We start from the raw sequence: 19,766 nt of genomic DNA on the forward strand, positions 1-19,766 counted from the left end.
CGTGGGCGACGTCTACGGGTACCGTATGGAAACGGAACACGGAGGGAGGATGCCGTGAACCCCTACGACGACGGTCCCGGCAACTACCAGCCAGGCGACGGCGGGGCCCTGTCCCCGGCGGAGGCGGCGGCGCAGATCCGCTACCTCGAGGAAGAAGTCGCGATGCTGCGGCGCAAGCTGACCGAATCCCCCCGCCACGCGCGTCTGCTCGAGCAGCGGCTCGCCGAGTCCGCCAGCAGGCTCTCCCAGCTCAGCGCGCGCAACGAGAAGCTCACCGAGACCCTCAAGGAGGCGCGCAGCCAGCTCGTCGCCCTCCGCGAGGAGGTCGACCGCCTGGCCCAGCCCCCGAGCGGCTACGGCGTCTACCTCACCTCCTACGAGGACAACACCGTCGACGTCTTCACCTCCGGCCGGCGGATGCGCGTCGCCGTCTCCCCGGCGGTGGAGCTCGACACCCTGCGCAGCGGGCAGTCCGTGCGGCTGAACGAGGCGCTCACGGTCGTCGAGGCCGGCGACTGGGAGAAGATCGGCGAGGTCTGCGGCCTGCGCGAGGTCCTCGCCGAGCCGAGGGACGGCCTGGCCGGCCGGGCCCTGGTCGTCGGGCACGCGGACGAGGAGCGGGTCGTCTGGCTCGCCGCCCCGCTGTTCGACGAGTCCGACCCCGACTTCGTGGCGCTCAAGCCGGGCGACTCGCTGCTGGTCGACACCAAGGCCGGCTACGCCTACGAGCGGGTCCCGAAGGCCGAGGTCGAGGACCTCGTGCTGGAGGAGGTCCCGGACGTCGGCTACGAGGACATCGGCGGCCTGTTCCGGCAGATCGAGCAGATCCGGGACGCGGTCGAGCTGCCGTTCCTGCACGCCGAGCTGTTCACCGAGTACGAGCTGCGCCCGCCGAAGGGCGTGCTGCTCTACGGTCCTCCCGGCTGCGGCAAGACGCTCATCGCCAAGGCCGTCGCCAACTCGCTGGCCAAGAAGATCGCGGCCCAGCGTGGGGACGACCCGAACGAGGGCCGGGCGTTCTTCCTCAACATCAAGGGCCCGGAGCTGCTCAACAAGTTCGTCGGCGAGACCGAGCGGCACATCCGGCTGATCTTCCAGCGGGCGCGGGAGAAGGCCTCGGCCGGCACCCCGGTGATCGTGTTCTTCGACGAGATGGACTCGATCTTCCGCACCCGTGGCTCCGGCGTGTCGTCGGACGTCGAGACCACGATCGTGCCGCAGCTGCTGGCCGAGATCGACGGTGTCGAGGGCCTCGAGAACGTCATCGTCATCGGCGCGTCGAACCGCGAGGACATGATCGACCCCGCGATCCTGCGGCCCGGCCGCCTGGACGTGAAGATCAAGATCGAGCGGCCCGACGCCGAGGCGGCGCAGGACATCTTCTCGAAGTACATCACCGATACCCTGCCGGTCCACGAGGAGGACCTGGCCGAGTTCGGCGGCAACCGCAAGGCATGCGTCGACGCGATGATCCAGCGGGTCGTCGAGCGGATGTACGACGAGTCGGAGGAGAACAGGTTCCTCGAGGTCACCTACGCCAACGGTGACAAGGAGACCCTGTACTTCAAGGACTTCAACTCCGGCGCGATGATCCAGAACATCGTCGACCGGGCCAAGAAGTCCGCGATCAAGTCGGTCCTCGAGACCGGGCAGCGCGGTGTGCGGGTCACGCACCTGCTGTCCGCGATCGTCGACGAGTTCGCCGAGAACGAGGACCTGCCCAACACCACCAACCCGGACGACTGGGCCCGGATCTCGGGCAAGAAGGGCGAGCGGATCGTGTACATCCGCACCCTGGTCACCGGCAAGAACGAGGCCACCGGCCGCGCGATCGACACCGCGTCGAACACCGGCCAGTACCTGTAGGCGCAGCAGCACGCGGGGAGGCCCCGCCCGGTCCGCCGGGCGGGGCCTCCGCCGTTCTCGGCCGTCTCCGCCGTGCCCGCGCGGGCCGGGCGGGACACCGGGGCTGTTCGGTCGTGCCCGGACAGCCCTCCGGTCCCGCTCGAACGCGGGGTTGGCCGATTCGTTCACGACGGCCGGGCGGGTGCGTTCGTAGCGTGACGGCATGGGACCGCGACCGACCACCCCACCGACCGCAACCGTCGTCGAGATCGTGACCGCCGACCTGGCGAAGGCGCTGGCCTTCTACCGGGCGCTCGGGCTGGAGGTGCCCGACGGGGCGGAGGACCAGCCGCACGTCGAGGTGCCGTTGCCCGGCGGGAACCGCCTGGCTTTCGACACCGAGGCCACGATCACGAGCTTCACCGCGAACTGGACGCCGCCCACGGGGGAGGGGCGGCTCGCGCTGGCCTTCGGCTACGCCACGCCCGCCGACGTCGACGCCGCCCACGCCGCCCTCACCTCCGCCGGCGCCCCCTCCGAGCGCGAACCCTTCGACGCCTTCTGGGGGCAGCGCTACGCCACGGTGCGCGACCCCGACGGCACCCACGTCGACCTCTTCGCCGCCCTGCCGGCGACCTGACCGCGATCACCGGCGTCCCTCGCCGTCGCCGGATCGAGCCCTCGGCCCCTGATGATCACGCCGGGCGGAGGGAGCTCGCGGGGACCCCGGCGAGGGCGCGGACCTCGCGGGAGAGGTGGGGCTGGTCGGAGTAGCCGGTGCGGGCCGCGACCTCGGCGGGCGCGACGCCCGCGTGCAGCAGGGTGGCCGCCGCGCGGAAGCGGAGCACCCGGCGCAGGACGGCGGGGCCGTAGCCGTAGACGGCGGTGCAGTGCCGGGTCAGCGAGCGGGTGGACCAGCCCAGCTCCTCCGCCACCGCGCCGACGGCCGCGCCGTCGCCCAGGCGCGCGGTGACCCGGCGCAGCGCCGGCAGGCTCCACGGCGCGGTCTCCCGCGACGGCTCGCCCGCGGCCAGCCCGGCGACCAACCGGAACAGCGAGCCCGGGTCGGGCGGGACCGCGGGACCGGCGAGGCGGGCGGCGGCGGGGGAGACGTCGGCCAGCGCGACGCGCGTGTCCCGCACCTCCGCGGCCGGCACCCCGAGCAGGCGGGGCAGCACCCCGGGACGGAAGCGCAGGCCGGTGTTCCAGCGGCCCCCGCCCGTGACGAACGCGGCCGTGTCCGGTCCGGCGACCGCGAGCCCGCCGGTCTCGTCGACCAGCAGGTCCATGCAGCCGTCCGGCAGCACGCGGACGGGCCCGGTGGACGCCGTCCGCCCCGAGCTCCACAGGCACTCGACCAGCCCGCGCAACGGCGGGGGCGGCACCAGCTCCCGGTAGCTCACGACCCGACGCTACCGCCGCACCCCGACGGGAACCGGCACACCGACCGTCCTGACCCCGAGAACGGCGGAGGCCCGCCCACGGGGAGTGGGCGGGCCTTCCGCAGCGGACCCGGTCAGGCGGTGCGGAGCACGGCCTCGATCTCGAGGGTCAGCTGGACCTTCTCGCCGACGACCACGCCGCCGCCGTCCATCGGCATCGAGATGTCGACGCCGAAGTCGTTGCGGTTGACGGTGGTGGTGGCGGTGAAGCCGGCGCGGGTGCCGCCGTAGGCGTCGGGGCCGAAGCCGCCGATCTCCAGGTACAGCGACACGGGCTTGGTGACGCCCTTGATGGTGAGGTCGCCGTTGAGCTTGTAGTCCGAGCCGTCGGCCTCGATCCCGGTGGAGACGAAGGTCCACTCCGGGTACTTCTCGGTCTCGAAGAAGTCGGCGGACTTGATGTGCCCGTCGCGCTGCTCGTTGTTGGTGTCGATCGAGGTGGCGTCGAGCGTCGCGGTGACCTTCGAGTCCTCGAAGCGCTCCGCGGTCTCGATGGTGCCGCCGAACTGCGCGATGCGACCCTTGACCTTGCTGACCATCATGTGGCGCACGGAGAAGGAGACGTCCGAGTGGACCTGGTCGATATCCCACGTGCCCACGACGTAGCCGGGGATCTGGGTGGTGGCTGCGGTCATGACGACCTCCGGTCGAGATTTGGTTGAACTCTCAGCTGTTGAGAGCGACCATAGTGCTGTTGTGTTGAGAGTTCAACCATGGGAGAAGTGACGTGGCGCACACCCGTTGGCTCGACGACGAGGAGCAGCGCACCTGGCGGGCCTTCCTGACCGCCCAGCGCCTGCTGTTCGAGCGCGTCGAGCGCCAGCTGCAGAACGAGGCGCGGATGCCGCACGGCTACTACGAGATCCTGGTCCGGCTGTCCGAGGCGCCGGACCGCACGCTGCGGATGAGCCGGCTCGCCGACACGTCGCTGTCGTCGCGGAGCCGGCTCTCGCACGCGGTCGCGCGCCTGGAGGAGGCCGGCTGGGTCGAGCGCACGGCCTGCGAGACCGACCGCCGGGGCGCCTGGGCCCGGCTGACCGACGCCGGCCTGGCCGCGCTGCAGGCCGCGGCGCCGGGCCACGTCGAGACGGTCCGGTCCCTGCTGTTCGACGCCCTCACCCCGGAGCAGGCCGCGGCGCTGCGCGACGTCAGCGAGTCGCTCGTCGCGCACCTCACCGACCGCCCGGTCTGGCCCGCCGGGGACGACACGGGGTGCCCGACCCCCGCGCGGGGGGCGGCGGAGGAGGCCTGCCCGGAGGCCGGATGACGGCCGCCGGACGTGCCGCGCGTCGCACCGGGACCGCGCGGGCCGACCACGCCCGACCTGCGCGGCCGCGGCGTCCTACGCTGGTGGCATGTCTCGTTTCGACGTCGTCGTACTCGGTGCCGGTCCCGGTGGTTACGTGGCAGCGATCCGCGCTGCGCAGCTCGGCAAGAGCGTGGCCGTCATCGAGGAGAAGTACTGGGGCGGCGTCTGCCTGAACGTCGGCTGCATCCCCTCCAAGGCCCTGCTGCGCAACGCCGAGCTGGCGCACCTGGTGACGAAGGAGCAGAAGACCTTCGGCATCAGCGGGGACGTCTCCTTCGACTACGGCGCGGCGTTCGACCGCAGCCGACAGGTCGCGGACGGCCGGGTCAAGGGCGTCCACTTCCTGATGAAGAAGAACAAGATCACCGAGTTCACCGGCCGCGGGACCTTCACCGACCCGAACACGATCGAGGTCGCCCTGTCCGACGGCGGCACGGAGACGGTCGAGTTCGAGAACTGCATCATCGCCGCCGGCGCGATCACCAAGCTGCTGCCGGGCACCTCGCTGTCCGACCGCGTCGTCACCTACGAGGAGCAGATCACCACCCGTGACCTGCCCGGCAGCGTGATCATCGCCGGCGCCGGCGCGATCGGCGTCGAGTTCGCGTACGTGATGGCGAACTACGGCGTGAAGGTCACCATCGTCGAGTTCCTCGACCGCCTCCTCCCGCTCGAGGACGCCGACGTCTCGAAGGAGCTCGGCAAGCGCTACAAGAAGCTCGGCGTCGACGTCCTGACCAGCACGAGGGTCGAGAAGATCGACGACTCGGGCGACCAGGTCACCGTCACGGTCTCCGACGCCAAGGGCTCCCGGGACCTGAAGGCCGACAAGGTCATCCAGGCCATCGGCTTCCAGCCGCGGGTGGAGGGCTACGGCCTGGAGAAGACCGGGGTCGAGCTGACCGAGCGCGGCGCGATCAAGATCGACGACTACATGCGCACCTCGGTGCCGCACATCTTCGCGATCGGCGACGTCACCGCCAAGCTGATGCTCGCCCACGTCGGCGAGGCCCAGGGCGTGGTCGCCGCCGAGACGATCGCGGGCGCGGAGACCCAGGAGCTCGACTACGCGATGATGCCGCGGGCGACCTTCTGCCAGCCGCAGGTCGCGAGCTTCGGCTACACCGAGGCGCAGGCCCGGGAGATGGCCGACGAGCGCGGCTGGAAGGTCAAGGTCGCGCAGTTCCCGTTCACCGCGAACGGCAAGGCCCAGGGCCTCGCCGAGCCGGGCGGGTTCGTCAAGCTGATCGCCGACGAGACCTACGGCGAGCTGCTCGGCGGCCACCTGATCGGCCCCGAGGTCACCGAGCTGCTGCCCGAGCTCACCCTGGCGCAGCGGTGGGACCTCACCGCCACCGAGCTGGCCCGCAACGTGCACGCCCACCCGACGCTGTCGGAGGCGCTGCAGGAGGCCATCCACGGCCTGGCCGGCCACATGATCAACTTCTGAGGCCCTCGCCTCGTCGCGCGAACGGCACTTCCGCCCGGGAGTGCCGTTCGCGCCGTCGGTGCAGGTTCACGGTCGGGGTTCACACGGTGCCGAGGAAGTGCTCGGCGAGGATCCGGCTGTCGGGGGCGAAGGGGCGGGCCGGGTCGGCGAGGAGCGCCGCCAGCTCGTCGATGGTCATCCACCCGCCCTCCGCGACCTCCGACGGCTGGTGGCGGACCGGGCCGTCCCAGAAGGCCTCGTAGCCGAACAGGTGGCAGCGCAGCCCCTCCGGCCCGCCGAGGCCGGGTCCCGGCCCGGACTCCCAGGCCGTCGCCAGCAGCAGCCGCAGGGCCACCCCGCTCACGCCGAGCTCCTCGGCCAGCTCCCGGGTGGCCGTGTCCAGCGGGGTCTCGCCCGGGTCGACCACCCCGCCGGCCACGCAGTCCCACAACCCCGGCATGACGAGCTTGTCGTCCGCCCGGCGGTGCACGTAGACACGCCGGCCGTCGCCGCTGCGCAGGATCACCCCGGCGCTGCCGTGCCACAGCGACCGGGCGTAGACCTCCGCCCGCGGGGCCGCGCCGACGACCTCCCCGGCCGCGTCGAAGACGGCGATCAGCTCCTGCCCGGTGTTCATGAGGACCATGGTCCCGTTGTGACCTTGGCCACTGCGGAGTAGGGATGGTCCATGGGTGGAAACAGGATCGTCGTCTACAAGGAGCCCGGCCGTGTCGAGGTCGAGGACCACGACATGCCGAAGCTGGAGGTCCCCGCCGACGTCGCGCAGGCCAAGGGCATGAGCCGCGAGGCGCCGCACGCGGTGATCCTCAAGAACGTCTCGACCAACATCTGCGGGTCGGACCAGCACATGGTCCGCGGCCGCACCACCGCGCCGCCCGGGCAGACCCTGGGCCACGAGATCACCGGGGAGATCATCGAGAAGGGCGACGACGTCCAGTTCCTCGACGTCGGGGACATCGTCACGGTGCCGTTCAACATCGCCTGCGGCCGCTGTCGCAACTGTCGCGAGGGCGCGACGGGCATCTGCGTGAACGTCAACCCCGCCCGGGCGGGCTCGGCGTACGGCTACGTGGACATGGGCGGCTGGGAGGGCGGGCAGGCGGACTACGTCATGGTGCCCTTCGCCGACTTCAACCTGATGAAGTTCCCGGACCGCGACCAGGCGCTGGCGAAGATCCGGGACCTCACGATGCTCTCGGACATCTTCCCGACGGGCTACCACGGTGCCGTCTCCGCCGGGGTGACGACGGGCATGACCGTCTACGTGGCCGGGGCAGGGCCGGTGGGGCTGGCCGCCGCCTACTCCGCCCACCTGCTGGGCGCCGCCGTCGTGATCGTCGGGGACCTCAACAAGGAGCGCCTCGAGCAGGCGCGCTCCTTCGGGTGCGAGACCGTGGACATCGGGCAGTCGGCGACCCTGGAGGAGCAGATCGACCAGATCCTCAGGACCAACGAGGTCGACTGCGCCGTCGACGCCGTGGGCTTCGAGGCCACCGGGCACGGCGGCGGCGAGGAGAAGCCCGCCCAGGTGCTCAACGACATCATGAGCATCACCCGGGCCGGCGGGAGCCTCGGCATCCCCGGCCTCTACGTCACCGGCGACCCGGGCGCGGCGGACCCGGACGCCAAGGAGGGCACGCTCAAGGTGCGGCTGGGCCTCGGCTGGGCGAAGAGCCACAGCTTCGTGACGGGCCAGTGCCCGGTGCTGCGCTACAACCGCAAGCTGATGATGGCGATCCTGCACGACAAGGCGCACATCGCCGACGCCGTCAACGCCACGGTCATCCCGCTCGAGGACGCCCCGCGCGGGTACCAGGAGTTCGACCGGGGCGCGGCGCGCAAGTACGTGCTGGACCCGCACGGCATGATCCCGGCCGCGTGAGCCGGTGACCCGCTCCGGGTGACCACGGAGCCGGCCGACCCGCCCGGCGGACCGCCGTCGCGGCCGTCGGGCGGGTTAGGCTCTGCAGATGCACTCCCGCGAGGTCCGGTCGTGACCGCCCGCCGCATCATGGGCACCGAGGTCGAGTACGGCATCTCCGTGCCCGGCGACCCGACCGCCAACCCCGTCATCACCTCCACCCAGATCGTGCTCGCGTACGCGGCCGCGCAGGACATCCCGCGCAACCGCCGCGCCCGCTGGGACTACGAGGTGGAGTCGCCGCTGCGCGACGCGCGCGGGTTCGACCTGTCCTCGCCCACGCTGTCCAGCTCGGGCAACGACTCGGAGCTCGACGACCTCGGCGCGGCCAACGTCATCCTCACCAACGGCGCGCGGCTCTACGTCGACCACGCGCACCCCGAGTTCTCCACCCCCGAGGTGCTGACCCCGCGCGACGTCGTGATCTGGGACAAGGCGGGGGAGCGGATCATGGAGGAGGCCGCAGTGCGGGCCGCCACCGTGCCCGGCGCGCCCCGGATCCAGCTGTACAAGAACAACGTCGACGGCAAGGGCGCGAGCTACGGCTCGCACGAGAACTACCTCATGGCCCGCCAGACCACGTTCCCGGCGATCGTCGGCGGGCTCACCCCGTTCTTCGTCTCCCGCCAGGTCGTCACGGGCGCCGGCCGGGTCGGCATCGGCGCCCAGGGGGACGCGGAGGGCTACCAGATCTCCCAGCGCGCCGACTACATCGAGGTCGAGGTCGGCCTGGAGACCACGCTCAAGCGCGGCATCATCAACACCCGCGACGAGCCGCACGCCGACGCGGACAAGTACCGCCGGCTGCACGTGATCATCGGCGACGCCAACATGAGCGAGTACTCCACGCTGCTCAAGGTCGGCACCACCGCCCTGGTCCTCGACATGATCGAGAACGGCGTCCGGTTCGACGAGCTGCGCCTGGCCGAGCCGGTGCGCGCCGTCCACCAGATCAGCCACGACCCGTCGCTGCAGCAGAAGGTGGAGCTGACGGACGGGCGGTCGCTCACCGCCGTCGAGCTGCAGTGGGCCTACCACGAGAAGGCCGTCAAGCACGTCGAGAACGCCCAGGGCGCCGACATCGACCCGGACACCGCCGAGGTGCTGCAGCTCTGGGGCGAGATCCTCGAGGACCTCTCGGACGACCCGATGCGGACCGCGGACCGGCTGGACTGGACGGCGAAGCTGCGGCTGCTCAACGGCTACCGGGAGCGGGACAACCTGCAGTGGAGCTCGGGCCGGCTCGGCCTGGTCGACCTGCAGTACACCGACGTGCGGATGGCCAAGGGCCTGTACAACCGGCTGGTCAGCCGCGGGTCGATGAGGCGCCTGGTCACCGAGGAGCAGGTCGAGCGCGCGATCCGCAACCCGCCGGACGACACCCGCGCCTTCTTCCGCGGCCGCTGCCTCGAGCGCTACCCCGCCGAGGTCGCCGCGGCCTCGTGGGACTCGGTCATCTTCGACCTGGGCCGGGAGTCGCTGGTCCGCATCCCCACCCTCGAGCCGCTGCGCGGCACCCGCCGGCACGTCGGTGAGCTGATCGACGGCTCGCGGACCGCCGAGGAGCTGGTGAAGGCCCTCACCAACGGGTGAGGGGCGGCCCGCCGGCGGGTCGTGCCCGCCCGGCGGGACATCAGTTCGCAACCCGCGAACCGTGGGCGGTGGCGGGTCCCGCCAAGTAGGCTGGACGTATCGGACCCCGGGGTCTGCCTGCCAGGACGGTGGCGGGTCGCCCGGGATCGGACGCGAGGAGGAGACGTCATGTCCCAGGAGCAGACGAAGCGTCAGGGCGGTGGCGGCGGCGACGACGACGAGAGCGGCGACGCGTCGGCGGCCGGCCAGGAGCGCCGGGAGAAGCTGGGCGAGGACGTCGACACGATCCTCGACGAGATCGACGACGTCCTCGAGGAGAACGCCGAGGACTTCGTCCGTGCGTACGTGCAGAAGGGCGGCGAGTAGCCGCACCCGTCCCGCCGGCGGGTCGGGCCCCGAGGGGTCCGGCCCGTCGTCGGTGTATCCGGCCCATCCGTGAGCGACACCCCGACAGCGATTCGCGAGAGAGGCACACCCCCCACCATGGAGTTCCGCGAGGGCATCCCCGGGCCCGCTGGAGGCTCGTTCGGTCGCCCGTCCCCCGGTTCCCCCGAGCCCGGTCGTGACGGGCTCGCCGGGCTCGGCCACCACGCCGCCTTCGCCGCCCTGGGCGAGACGTCGTTCGCCAACTACGTCGCGGCCACCCAGCCGCACCTGCTCCCCGGCCGGATGTTCGACGCGCCCCGTACCGAGGGCCGCACCACGAGCCCCGAGGCGCTGGGCGTGCCGCACGGCACCACCATCGTCGCGCTGCAGTTCGCCGAGGGCGTCGTCATCGCCGGCGACCGGCGCGCCACCGCGGGCAACGTCATCGCCCAGCGGGACATCGAGAAGATCTTCATCACGGACTCGCACTCCGCGGTCGGCATCGCCGGCTCCGCGGGCATCGCGATCGAGATGATCCGGCTGTACTCGGTCGAGCTCGAGCACTACGAGAAGATCGAGGGCGTGGCCATGTCGCTGGACGGCAAGGCCAACCGCCTGGCGGGGATGATCCGCGGCAACCTCGGCGCGGCCATGCAGGGCTTCGTCGTGGTGCCGCTGTTCGCGGGCTACGACACCGAGGAGCCGGACCCGGCCAAGGCGGGCCGCATCGTCACCTACGACCCCACCGGCGGGCGCTACGACGAGTGGCTGGGCTACCACGCCGTCGGCTCCGGCTCGGTGTTCGCCAAGTCCGCGCTGAAGAAGATCCACCGGACGTCGGCGGACCTGCAGACCACCCTGCGCAGCGCGGTTGAGGCGCTGTACGACGCCGCGGACGACGACACCGCCACCGGCGGGCCGGACCTGGTCCGCAAGATCTACCCGGTCGTCGTCAGCATCACGGGCGCCGAGGGCGCGGTGCGGCGCCCGGAGGAGGAGATCGCCGGGATCATCGACCGGATCGTGGCGGACCGGGCGGAGAACCCGGGCGGCTGAGCGCCCCCCGCTCGCACCCGGCCAGCACGATGACACCCAGGAGCGTCCCCCGATGACGATGCCCTTCTACTCCTCCGTCGACCAGCTGCTCCGCGACCGCTCGGAGCTCGCCCGCAAGGGCATCTCCCGCGGCCGCAGCGTCGTGGTCATGACCTTCTCCGGCGGCGTGCTGTTCGTCGCCGAGAACCACTCCACCGCGCTCAACAAGGTCTCCGAGATCTACGACCGGATCGGGTTCGCCGCCGTCGGCCGGTACAACGAGTTCGAGGGGCTGCGCACGGCCGGTATCCGGCTCGCCGACTCCCGCGGGTTCTCCTACGACCGGCGGGACGTCACCAGCCGCTGGCTCGCCAACACCTACGCCCAGTTCATCGGCGCCGCGTTCGTGGAGCAGCAGAAGCCCTACGAGGCCGAGATCTGTGTGGCCGAGGTGGGCGAGACCCAGGACGGCGACCAGCTGTACCGGATCACCTACGACGGCTCCATCACCGACGAGCCGCAGTACGTGGTCATGGGCGGCAGCACCGAGCCGATCTCGGCCAAGCTCAAGGACGTCTACGACGCCGGGCACGACCTCGGCGAGGCCCTCGCGGCCGCGCTCGAGGGCCTGCAGGTCCCCGGCGCCGGCCCGGGCAACGGCACCGAGCCGCGCGTGCTCGGCGAGAAGGCCCTCGAGGTGGCCGTGCTGGACCGCGGCCGGCCGGGCCGCGCGTTCCGCCGGATCAAGGGCCCGGTGCTGCGCAACCTGCTGCCCGCCGCCAACCGCGGCGAGTCGGCCGACGAGCCGGAGGTCCGCGGCGGGGACGACGCCCCGGCCGCGGGCGGCGCGCTGCCGGAGAACGGCACGTCGGGCGGTCCCGGCGGCCCGCCGTCGCTGAACTGAACCGAGCCGGACCACGAGGTCGCGCCGGTCCACCCGGGGTGGGCCGGCGCGCCCCCGTTCTCAGGGGTAGCTGCGCAGCTCCACCCCGTTGCCGTCCGGGTCGGTCAGGTAGATGCCGCGGCCCTGGCCCCGCGCCCCGAACAGGTCCTTCGGGCCGGCCACGCCGTGCTCGGCGGCCAGCGCGTCAAGGTCGGCGCCGGACACGACCAGGGCGAAGTGGCCGACGTTCGTCCCGGTCCGCTCGCCGCGCTGGACGTCGATGATCGTCCCGGGGGACACCCGCAGGGAGGCGAACGGCACCTCGCCGCGGCGCCACTCCTCCAGCCGCTCGGGCGCGAGGCCCAGCGTCTCCCGGTACCAGCCGAGCAGCCGCTCGGGGTCCGGTGTCACCAGCACGATGTGGTCCAGCTCCTCGACGCGCACGGTCGCGAGCGTAGGGCCGGGACCCGCTACAGGGCGATGCGCTCGGGATGGGTGTAGACGTTGCCCGCGCCGCCCCGGAGGAACCCGACGAGGGTCAGCCCGGCCTCGTCGGCCAGCTCCACGGCCAGCGACGACGGCGCGGACACCGCGGCCAGCACCGGCACCCCGGCCATCACGGCCTTCTGCACCAGCTCGAACGACGCGCGCCCGGACACCTGCAGCACCGTGCCCGCGGCCGGCACGCGGCCCTCAAGCAGGGCGTGCCCGAGGACCTTGTCGACGGCGTTGTGCCGGCCGACGTCCTCGCGGCCGACCAGCAGCGACCCGTCCGCCGCGAACAGCCCGGCCGCGTGCAGCCCGCCGGTCGAGTCGAACACCTTCTGGGCCGCGCGCAGCCGGTCCGGCAGGGCGCCGACCACCTCCCACGGCACGCGGACCGGGTCGGCCGCGGGGGAGAAGCGGGACTTGAGCTTCACGGCGTCGAGCGAGGCCTTCCCGCACACCCCGCAGGAGGAGGTCGTGTAGAAGTTCCGCTCCACCGAGGTGTCCGGCGGCTCGACGCCCGGCGCGAGGGCGACGTCGAGGACGTTGTAGGTGTTGCGGCCCTCCGCGTCGACCGAGTCGCAGTACCGGGCGGTGGCGAGGTCCGCGGCGGCGCCGATGACGCCCTCGGTGAGCAGGAAGCCGTGCGCGAGCTCGACGTCGTGCCCCGGGGTGCGCATGGTGACGGTGAGCGGGGCCCCGTCGACCCGCAGCTCCAGCGGCTCCTCGACGGCCAGGGTGTCCGGGCGGCGGCGCTGCGCGCCGTCCGCCGCGATCCGCAGCACGGGCCGCCGCGCGGTGAGCCTTCCCATGGGGCCCAGCGTACGGAGCAGCCGGACCCGGCGCCCGGGCTGGACGTGCGAGGCCGCTCTCAGGCCGGGACGGCGAGCACGCAGAAGCGGTTCATGCTGAAGAAGTAGTCGCCGCCGCGGACGTCGGCGAGCCAGGCCTGCGCGTCGTCGGTCGTCAGGCCCTGCCGGCCCGCGACGTAGGTCGCGACGGTGCGGGCGATGAGGGCGCTGAAGGTGTCCTCGTCGAGGCGCGGGTTGAGGATCGGCACGGCGGTCTGGGCCGTGACGCGGAACCCCGCGTCGGTCAGGTGCCGGGCCCAGACCGCGGGCAGGTGCGGGTGCACGAGGTGCTCCTCCCAGGCCGTCATGACACGGGCGTGCCGGGCCCGGTCGGCGACGTGCCAGACCACCGAGTCCCAGTCGGTGTCGAGCAGCAGCACCCGGCCGCCCGGCCGGACGACGCGGCGCAGCTCGGCGAACGCGCGCGGGATGTCGCGGACGTACTCGTAGACCTGGGTGGAGACGACGGCGTCGAGGTCCTCGTCGGGGTAGGGGAGCGTCTCGGCCTCGCCGAGCGCGAGGGTCACGGCCGCCAGCGCCCCCGCCCGCCGCGCCGCCAGCGCGTTCATCGCCGGGCTGGGGTCGAGGCCGTGGGCCGCTCCCTCCGGCCCGACCGCCTCGGCGAGCGACGCCAGCAGGAAACCGGGGCCGGAGCCGACGTCCAGGATGCGTTCGCCGGGCCGCGGCCCGAGCAGGGCCAGCACCTCGGCACGCTGCCGCACGATGTCCGGGGTCGAGTAGACCCGCTCGACCTCGCGGGCGCCCTCCTCGTCGAACGCGAGCGTCATCGGTCCTCCCGGGGGTCGTGTCGGGGTGGGTCGGACCGGGGTGGCGCGGCATTACCGCCCGTGGGCCGCGTCCGGTCAGCCCTGGAAGGGCCGGTCCCGCCCGGTCCAGCGCTCCTCGTCGCGGCGGTAGACCGGGATCGGGTCCTTGGCGACCCGGAAGGTGTACCGGCCGGCCTCCGCCACCACCTCGCCGTCCGTGGCGAGCTCGCTCGGGACGGCCAGCTCGACGTCGAGCTCCGGGGTCTCGAGCTGGGTGTAGACCCGGCTGTGCCCGAGCGCGCCGAGGATGAGGGCCGCGACCACCCGCAGCCGGGAGAACGGGACGTCGGCCCGCAGCCACCGGACGTCGAGCAGCCCGGAGTCCAGGGTCGGCCGCCACGCCGGGACCATGCCCCGCGGGTGGTACGGCCCGTTGCCGACGAAGATGAACCACACGAGGTGCCACCGGTCGCCGACCTTGACCCGCACCTTCTCGGAGCGGCGCAGCACGGTGACCAGGGCGGCGGCGAAGGCCGGCCACTTGCCCCACCGCGGCTGCCACTTCTCCCGCAGCCGGACCAGCTCGGGGTAGGAGCCCACGCTGGCGGTGTTGAGGAAGTAGCGGGTGCGGATGACCTCGGGGTCCGCGGGCTCGTCGCCGCTGCCGGGGTGCGCCTCGACGAGCGCCAGGTCGACCGCGACGGCCTCGCCGGCCTGGGTGGCGTCGACCGCCTCCTGCAGGTCGTAGACGCCGACGTCGCGGGCGAAGTGGTTGAGCGTCCCCGCCGGGACCACGACGAGGGGCAGGTGGTGCCGGTCGGCGGCCGCCGCGGCCGCGGCCACGGTGCCGTCGCCGCCGGCGACGCCGAGGGCCCGCACCCAGTCGCCGCGCTCGGCGACGGCCTCGTCGAACTGCTCGCCGACGTCCCTGCCGCGGGTCACCCGCAGCAGGTGCGCGGCGGGCAGCGCCTCGGCGACGTCCTCGCCGAGGTCCTGGTCCGGCGGACCCGAGTAGGGGTTGACCACCATGACCAGGCCCTCGCCCTGCGGCAGCGCCGGCACCGAGTCCACCGGCCGGGCCCGGGCCTCGTCGCTGCGCCGGGCCGGCCACCAGCGCTGGGTGCCCAGCGCGATCCCGGACCCGACGGCGGCGCCCACCAGGACGTCGGAGGCCCAGTGCACGCCGACGTGCACCCGCGAGTAGGCGACGGCCGCGGCGAGCGGCACCACCGCCGGCGCGACCTTCGGGTTCTCCAGGGTCACCGCCGTGGCGAAGGCGGCAGCCGAGGCCGCGTGCCCCGACGGGAACGACGACGACGTCGGCGGGTTGGCCAGCGTCCGGTACGCGGGCAGCTCGGCCGCCGCCGGGCGCCGCCGGGGCAGCAGGGGCTTGAGGACGCCGTTGGCGGTGGCCGAGGAGAGCGCGATCGCGAGCATCCCGCGGGCCGCCGCCTTCCGGCCGGCCCCGCGCCGCACCGCGAGCACCCCCGCGACCACGACCCAGAGGGCGCTGTGGTTGGCCGCGGCCGACAGCCGGCGGAGGACCTCGTCGACCCGGCTGCGGGGCCGGGCGGAGACCGCCGCGGTGATGGCCCGGTCGAGATCGGAGACGGCCGCCAGCCCGCGGTCGAGACGGCGGGATTTCAGGGCGACTCGCCGGAACCAGTCGGTCACAGGCGTGACCTTATGGGGCCTCCTGCGCTTACGCTGGAGGACATGCAGCGTCGGATCTTCGGGGTCGAGACCGAGTTCGGGGTCACGTGCACCTTCCACGGACAGCGGCGACTGTCCCCGGACGAGGTCGCGCGGTACCTGTTCCGGCGCGTCGTGTCCTGGGGCCGGTCCTCCAACGTCTTCCTGCGCAACGGTGCCCGGCTGTACCTCGACGTCGGCTCGCACCCGGAGTACGCCACGGCCGAGTGCGACACGCTCACCGGGCTGGTCGCGCACGACAAGGCGGGCGAGCGGATCCTGGAGGACCTGCTGGTCGACGCCGAGCGCCGGCTCGTCGACGAGGGCATCGGCGGCGACATCTACCTGTTCAAGAACAACACCGACTCCGCGGGCAACTCCTACGGCTGCCACGAGAACTACCTGGTGGCGCGGCAGGGCGAGTTCGCCCGGATCGCGGACGTGCTGCTGCCCTTCCTGGTCACCCGCCAGCTGATCTGCGGCGCCGGCAAGGTGCTGCAGACCCCCCGCGGCGCCGTCTACTGCCTGTCGCAGCGGGCCGAGCACATCTGGGAGGGCGTCTCCAGCGCCACCACCCGCTCGCGCCCGATCATCAACACCAGGGACGAGCCGCACGCCGACGCCGAGCGCTACCGCCGGCTGCACGTGATCGTCGGCGACTCGAACATGGCCGAGACCACCACGCTGCTCAAGGTCGGCACCACGCACCTCGTGCTGGAGATGATCGAGGCCGGCGTGCAGTTCCGGGACTTCACCCTGGACAACCCGATCCGGGCCATCCGCGAGATCAGCCACGACCTCACCGGCCGGCGCACCGTGCGGCTGGCGGGCGGGCGTGAGGCCAGCGCGCTGGACATCCAGCGCGAGTACCACGCCCGCGCCGTCGAGCACCTGCGCCAGCGCGGCAGCGAGGACCGCACCCTGGAGCGGGTCGTGGAGCTGTGGGGCCGCACGCTCGACGCGGTGGAGACGCAGAACTTCTCCCTGATCGACCGGGAGATCGACTGGGCGATCAAGTACCGGCTGGTCGAGCGGTACCGCGCCAAGCACGACCTGGACCTGTCCAGCGCCCGGATCGCCCAGCTGGACCTGGCCTACCACGACATCCGGCGCGGCCGGGGCCTGTTCGACATGCTGCAGCGCAAGGGCCTGGTCGAGCGGGTCACGGACGACGGCGAGATCGAGGTCGCCAAGGACACCCCGCCGCAGAGCACCCGGGCGAAGCTGCGCGGGGACTTCATCGCCGCCGCGCAGGCCGCGGGCCGCGACTTCACCGTCGACTGGGTGCACCTCAAGCTCAACGACCAGGCCCAGCGGACCGTGCTGTGCAAGGACCCGTTCCGGTCGGTCGACGAGCGGGTGGACCGGCTCATCCAGTCCCTCTAGACCGGGCAGCACGACGGCCCCGTCGCCCTCGGGCGGCGGGGCCGTCGTCGTCCGTGGTCGCGGGCGGTCGGGCGCTACTCGATGCCGGGCATCATCCTCCGCCGCAGCGCGAGCAGCTCGTCCTGGATCGGCTGGGCCGCGGGACCGGCGTGGTCCGGCGCCGGCTGGATGCCCAGGGCGCGCAGGAGCGCCTCGGCGGCCTGCTTCGGGTCACCGGTCTCGCCGAGCACGGGGTGCAGCCCCTGGTCCGCGAGGTGGTGGAACACCAGGTTCACGACGCTCCACGGGTTGAAGGTCTCCGGCTGGCCGGCGTCCTGCGTCATCGCGTGGGCCTCCTCGTGCTGTGCGGTGCGTCACCGGAAGCCTCGGCCGCGGTGATCGCCGGGTCAAGGCCGCGCGGTGTGCCTTCCTGAGACACCGCAATGCTCCGCGGACCGCGGTCCGGCGTGCCGAGTTCTGCGGGTGCCCGCGGCGTTCGAACGGTTGGTCGTATGCTGCCCCCGTGTCCGCCGCCCGTGCCGAGCGCCTGGTCAACCTGGTGCTCTGCCTGCTCTCGACACGGCAGTTCCTGACCGCCGAGCGGATCCGCGCGACCGTGCCCGGCTACGCCGACGCGACGAGCGACGAGGCCTTCTTCCGGATGTTCGAGCGGGACAAGACCGAGCTGCGCGAGCTGGGCGTGCCGCTGGAGACCGGCCGCACGTCGGCGTTCGACACGGTGGAGGGCTACCGGATCGCCCGGGGCGACTACGAGCTCGGCGAGATCGACCTCGACGCGGAGGAGGCCGCCGCCGTCGCGCTGGCGGGGTCGCTGTGGGACTCGCCCGAGCTGGCCGGTGCCGCGCACGGCGCGCTGCGCAAGCTGCGGGCCGCCGGGGTGGAGGTCGACGAGACCCGGGGCTCGGTGCAGCCGCGGGTGCGGGCCGCCGAGCCCGTGTTCGGGCCGCTGCTCGCGGCGGTGCAGGCGGGCCAGGTCGTCACCTTCGACCACCGGCGGGGCGGCCCGACCGGCGAGATCGTGCGGCGCACCGTCGAGCCGTGGGGCGTGGTGTCCTGGCGGGGCCGCTGGTACCTCGTGGGCCACGACCGGGACCGGGCGGCGGTCCGGTCCTTCCGGCTGTCCCGGATCCTCGAGCCGATCAAGACCGTGGGCGACCCCGGGGAGGTGACCGTGCCGCCCGGCACGGACCTCATGGAGTCGATCCGGCACACCGTCGACACCGGGCCGGTGGTGGGGGTCGCGCGGGTGTGGGTGGCCGAGGGGCACGCCCACGGGCTGCGCCGGCTCGGCACCGTCGTCGGCCCGCGGGAGGTCGGCGGCCGGGCGGGCGACGAGCTGGAGATCGAGCTGCGCAGCGAGCGCACGGTGGCGCGGTGGCTGGCCGGGGCGGGGCCGGACGTCGTCGTGCTGGACCCGCCGGGGCTCGCCGCCCACGTCCGGCGCCTGTGGGAGGGCGCGCTCGCCGCCCACGCGGGGGAGCGGGTCCGATGAGCGGCACCGGTCCGCGGTGGGCGGAGGTCCGGCGATGAGCGGGGTGACCGAGCGGCTGCCGCGGCTGCTGTCGCTGGTCCCGTACCTGCTCGCGCGGCCGGGGATCCCGATCGCCGAGGCCGCCGCGGACTTCGACATCACCCCGCGGCAGCTGCGCCGGGACCTCGAGCTGCTGTGGATGTGCGGGCTGCCGGGCTACGGGCCGGGCGACCTGGTCGACCTGTCCTTCTCCGGCGACACGGTGACCGTCACCGAGGACGCCGGGATGCGCCGGCCGCTGCGGCTCACCACCGCGGAGGCGACCGCTCTGCTGGTGGCGCTGCGCACGCTCGGCGAGGCACCCGGCGTCGTCGACACCGCGGCCGTCCGCCGGGCCACCGCCAAGATCGAGCGGGCGGTGGGGGACGCCGGGGTGGCGACCGTCGCCGTCGACCTCACCCGCGAGGAGGAGGCCACCACGGCCGCGGTGCGGGGAGCCCTCGACCGCGGGCGCGCCCTGCAGATCGTCTACTACACCGCCGGGCGGGACGCGGTGTCGCGCCGGACCGTCGACCCGATGCGGCTGCTGCTCGTGGAGGGCCGCGGGTACCTGGAGGCCTGGTGCCGGCGGGCGGAGGGCGTGCGGCTGTTCCGGCTGGACCGGGTCGAGGAGGTCGTCGAGCTCGCCGAGCCGAGCGCCCCGCCGTCCGACGCCGAACCGCACGACGTCTCGCGGGGGCTGTTCACGCCCAGCGAGGAGCACCGCACCGCGGTCCTCGAGGTCGCCCGCGAGGCCCGCTGGATCGCCGAGTACTACCCGGTCGACGAGGTCGTCGAGTACGCCGACGGCTCCGGTGCGGCGCGCGTGCTGCTCCGCTACGCCGACCCGGCGTGGCTGGTCCGGCTGGTGCTGGGCCTGGGGGGCGGCGCGCGGGTGCTGGAGCCGCCGGAACTGGCCACCGCGGTGGCCGAGCGGGCGCGGGCGGCGCTCGCGGCGTCGGGAACGGAGAGCGGGCCCGACGGGGCCGGCGAGGGGGAGGCGTGATGGGGTTCTACTGGGTGCCGGTGCTGCTGGGCGCGCTGGGGATCGTGCTGCTGCTGGCGGTGGCGGTGGTCTGCCTCGCCCACGTGCGCCGGTTCGTGCACGCCGCGCAGGCGGAGCGCCGGCGCACCGGGCAGGCCGTCGTCCCGCTGCGGTCCGCGGCCGCGGAGCTGCGCGCCCGCCGCTGAGGTCGTGCCTGCCGACCCTGCATCCACCACCGCAGCGCG

Annotated in this window: 21 protein-coding genes; 13 read left to right on the top strand and 8 right to left on the bottom strand. The window is 73.3% G+C overall.

Annotated elements, in window-relative coordinates; translation table 11 throughout:
* The first annotated feature begins 108 nt into the window (after positions 1–108).
* Positions 109–1,866, top strand: a complete 1,758-nt coding sequence (gene arc / locus ACFQH9_RS00095) for a proteasome ATPase (RefSeq protein WP_379562977.1) — start codon at positions 109–111, stop codon at positions 1,864–1,866.
* A gap of 202 nt (positions 1,867–2,068) precedes the next feature.
* The gene (locus ACFQH9_RS00100) at positions 2,069–2,485 is read left to right on the top strand and encodes a VOC family protein (RefSeq protein ID WP_379562785.1); all 417 of its coding nucleotides are present in this window, start codon (positions 2,069–2,071) and stop codon (positions 2,483–2,485) included.
* A gap of 55 nt (positions 2,486–2,540) precedes the next feature.
* Here ACFQH9_RS00100 and ACFQH9_RS00105 read toward each other — a convergent pair whose 3' ends face one another.
* Entirely contained in the window at positions 2,541–3,248 is a 708-nt protein-coding gene (locus tag ACFQH9_RS00105; protein ID WP_379562787.1) for a DUF6597 domain-containing transcriptional factor, read from the bottom strand.
* Positions 3,249–3,361: 113 nt separating this feature from the next.
* On the bottom strand, positions 3,362–3,922 hold the full coding sequence (locus ACFQH9_RS00110; protein WP_379562789.1) for a YceI family protein: 561 nt from the start codon (positions 3,920–3,922) through the stop codon (positions 3,362–3,364).
* Positions 3,923–4,014: 92 nt separating this feature from the next.
* Between ACFQH9_RS00110 and ACFQH9_RS00115 the strand changes: the two genes are divergently transcribed.
* Together ACFQH9_RS00115 and lpdA are read left to right on the top strand one after the other, a co-directional pair.
* Positions 4,015–4,554 carry a MarR family winged helix-turn-helix transcriptional regulator gene (locus ACFQH9_RS00115; protein WP_379562791.1) on the top strand — a complete coding sequence of 180 codons (540 nt, stop codon included), beginning with the start codon at positions 4,015–4,017 and terminating at the stop codon, positions 4,552–4,554.
* An 88-nt stretch (positions 4,555–4,642) separates the two neighbouring features.
* On the top strand, positions 4,643–6,046 hold the full coding sequence (gene lpdA / locus ACFQH9_RS00120) for a dihydrolipoyl dehydrogenase (RefSeq protein WP_379562793.1): 1,404 nt from the start codon (positions 4,643–4,645) through the stop codon (positions 6,044–6,046).
* 79 nt (positions 6,047–6,125) lie between these two features.
* Here the strand turns inward: lpdA and ACFQH9_RS00125 are convergent, their stop codons facing one another.
* Positions 6,126–6,662, bottom strand: a complete 537-nt coding sequence (locus tag ACFQH9_RS00125) for an NUDIX domain-containing protein (RefSeq protein ID WP_379562795.1) — start codon at positions 6,660–6,662, stop codon at positions 6,126–6,128.
* Positions 6,663–6,713: 51 nt separating this feature from the next.
* Here ACFQH9_RS00125 and fdhA point away from each other — a divergent pair, with 51 nt between their 5' ends.
* From fdhA to prcA, 5 genes are all read left to right on the top strand, one after another.
* The gene (gene fdhA / locus ACFQH9_RS00130; protein WP_379562797.1) at positions 6,714–7,928 is read left to right on the top strand and encodes a formaldehyde dehydrogenase, glutathione-independent; all 1,215 of its coding nucleotides are present in this window, start codon (positions 6,714–6,716) and stop codon (positions 7,926–7,928) included.
* A 129-nt stretch (positions 7,929–8,057) separates the two neighbouring features.
* The gene (gene dop, locus ACFQH9_RS00135; RefSeq protein ID WP_379562979.1) at positions 8,058–9,560 is read left to right on the top strand and encodes a depupylase/deamidase Dop; all 1,503 of its coding nucleotides are present in this window, start codon (positions 8,058–8,060) and stop codon (positions 9,558–9,560) included.
* A gap of 168 nt (positions 9,561–9,728) precedes the next feature.
* A complete protein-coding gene (locus tag ACFQH9_RS00140) occupies positions 9,729–9,926 on the top strand; it encodes a ubiquitin-like protein Pup (protein WP_345378688.1) in 198 nt (65 codons plus the stop codon).
* A 117-nt stretch (positions 9,927–10,043) separates the two neighbouring features.
* A complete protein-coding gene (gene prcB / locus ACFQH9_RS00145) occupies positions 10,044–10,982 on the top strand; it encodes a proteasome subunit beta (RefSeq protein WP_379562800.1) in 939 nt (312 codons plus the stop codon).
* Positions 10,983–11,034: 52 nt separating this feature from the next.
* Positions 11,035–11,865 (top strand): proteasome subunit alpha, encoded by an 831-nt coding sequence (prcA, locus tag ACFQH9_RS00150; protein ID WP_379562803.1) that lies wholly within the window; start codon positions 11,035–11,037, stop codon positions 11,863–11,865.
* A 60-nt stretch (positions 11,866–11,925) separates the two neighbouring features.
* Here prcA and ACFQH9_RS00155 read toward each other — a convergent pair whose 3' ends face one another.
* The 4 genes from ACFQH9_RS00155 to ACFQH9_RS00170 form a co-directional block, all read right to left on the bottom strand.
* Positions 11,926–12,288, bottom strand: a complete 363-nt coding sequence (locus ACFQH9_RS00155; RefSeq protein ID WP_379562805.1) for a VOC family protein — start codon at positions 12,286–12,288, stop codon at positions 11,926–11,928.
* 26 nt (positions 12,289–12,314) lie between these two features.
* On the bottom strand, positions 12,315–13,142 hold the full coding sequence (fdhD, locus tag ACFQH9_RS00160; protein ID WP_379562807.1) for a formate dehydrogenase accessory sulfurtransferase FdhD: 828 nt from the start codon (positions 13,140–13,142) through the stop codon (positions 12,315–12,317).
* 59 nt (positions 13,143–13,201) lie between these two features.
* Positions 13,202–13,969, bottom strand: coding sequence for a methyltransferase domain-containing protein (locus ACFQH9_RS00165; protein ID WP_379562809.1), 768 nt, complete (start codon positions 13,967–13,969; stop codon positions 13,202–13,204).
* A 75-nt stretch (positions 13,970–14,044) separates the two neighbouring features.
* Positions 14,045–15,622: a bifunctional phosphatase PAP2/diacylglycerol kinase family protein gene (locus ACFQH9_RS00170; RefSeq protein ID WP_379562811.1), complete on the bottom strand. Its 1,578-nt coding sequence runs from the start codon at positions 15,620–15,622 to the stop codon at positions 14,045–14,047.
* Positions 15,623–15,664: 42 nt separating this feature from the next.
* Here ACFQH9_RS00170 and pafA point away from each other — a divergent pair, with 42 nt between their 5' ends.
* Complete coding sequence (gene pafA, locus ACFQH9_RS00175) at positions 15,665–17,026, top strand: Pup--protein ligase (protein WP_345378678.1); 1,362 nt, start codon at positions 15,665–15,667, stop codon at positions 17,024–17,026.
* A gap of 74 nt (positions 17,027–17,100) precedes the next feature.
* On the opposite strand, the gene ACFQH9_RS00180 is transcribed toward pafA, so the two are convergent.
* On the bottom strand, positions 17,101–17,349 hold the full coding sequence (locus ACFQH9_RS00180; protein ID WP_379562814.1) for a hypothetical protein: 249 nt from the start codon (positions 17,347–17,349) through the stop codon (positions 17,101–17,103).
* A 179-nt stretch (positions 17,350–17,528) separates the two neighbouring features.
* On the opposite strand from ACFQH9_RS00180, the gene ACFQH9_RS00185 reads away from it, so the two are divergent.
* Genes ACFQH9_RS00185 through ACFQH9_RS00195 form a run of 3 tightly spaced genes read left to right on the top strand, consistent with a single transcriptional unit; the run spans position 17,529 to position 19,727 of the window.
* Positions 17,529–18,518 carry a helix-turn-helix transcriptional regulator gene (locus ACFQH9_RS00185; RefSeq protein ID WP_379562816.1) on the top strand — a complete coding sequence of 330 codons (990 nt, stop codon included), beginning with the start codon at positions 17,529–17,531 and terminating at the stop codon, positions 18,516–18,518.
* Positions 18,519–18,552: 34 nt separating this feature from the next.
* Positions 18,553–19,542, top strand: a complete 990-nt coding sequence (locus ACFQH9_RS00190; protein ID WP_379562818.1) for a helix-turn-helix transcriptional regulator — start codon at positions 18,553–18,555, stop codon at positions 19,540–19,542.
* Positions 19,542–19,727: a hypothetical protein gene (locus ACFQH9_RS00195; RefSeq protein WP_379562820.1), complete on the top strand. Its 186-nt coding sequence runs from the start codon at positions 19,542–19,544 to the stop codon at positions 19,725–19,727. The genes ACFQH9_RS00190 and ACFQH9_RS00195 overlap by 1 nt, the downstream gene beginning before the upstream one ends.
* Positions 19,728–19,766: the final 39 nt, after the last annotated feature.

It is taken from the genome of Pseudonocardia lutea (assembly GCF_042658055.1).
GTDB classification, from domain to species: domain Bacteria; phylum Actinomycetota; class Actinomycetes; order Mycobacteriales; family Pseudonocardiaceae; genus Pseudonocardia; species Pseudonocardia lutea.